This is a genomic window from Streptomyces sp. BR123 (assembly GCF_013401435.1).
GTDB lineage: Bacteria > Actinomycetota > Actinomycetes > Streptomycetales > Streptomycetaceae > Streptomyces.
Map to the genome: position 1 here is coordinate 1 of NZ_JACBGN010000648.1, position 846 is coordinate 846.

General features: G+C 70.7%; 1 protein-coding gene. It reads right to left on the reverse strand.

The window, feature by feature from the left end:
* Window positions 1-31: 31 nt before the first annotated feature.
* Window positions 32-846: cytochrome P450 (locus HYE82_RS36860; RefSeq protein WP_179178576.1), on the reverse strand; the 815-nt coding region annotated here is incomplete at its 5' end.

Below are 846 nucleotides of genomic sequence, written 5' to 3' on the forward strand. Positions count from 1 at the left end.
CGCCCACCCCGCCCCGCCTTGCCGCGCCCGCTCAGGCGTGGCTGACCCGGAGCTCCTTGATGCCGTTCAGCCAGGCCGCGCGCAGCCGCCGCGGCTCACCGGCCAGCCGCAGGTCGGGCAGGGCGTCGGCGAGGGCGTTGAAGATCAGGTCGATCTCCAGGATGGCCAGGGACTTGCCCAGGCAGAAGTGCGGTCCGCCGCCCCCGAAGCCGAGGTGCGGGTTGGGGTCGCGGGTGATGTCGAAGGCGTCCGGGTTCTCGAAGACCGCGGGGTCGTGGTTGGCGGAGGCGTAGAAGAGCCCGATCCGGTCGCCCGCCTTGATCTTCTGCCCGCCGAGCTCGGTGTCCTGTGTGGCGGTGCGCTGGAAGGACACCACGGGGGTGGCCCAGCGCACGATCTCCTCGGCGGCGGTCGCCGGCCGGGACGCCTTGTACAGCTCCCACTGCTCGGGGTGGGTGAGGAAGGCGTGCATGCCGTGGCTGATGGCGTTGCGGGTGGTCTCGTTGCCGGCGACCGCCAGCAGGAGGACGAAGAACCCGAACTCGTCCGAGCTCAGGTTGCCCTGGCCCTCGGCGGCCACGAGCTGGGTGACGATGTCCTTGGCCGGGCACTCCTTGCGGGCCGCTGACATGTTCATCGCGTAGCCGATGAGTTCCATGGCGGCCTCGGCTCCGACCGCCTCGGTGATGGCGTACTCGGGATCGTCGTACGCGACCATCTTGTTGGACCAGTCGAAGATGCGCAGCCGGTCCTCCTGCGGTACGCCGATCAGCTCGGCGATGGCCTGCAGCGGGAGCTCGCACGCCACGCGCGTGACGAAGTCGAAGCTGGCCCCGCCCCCGCCCC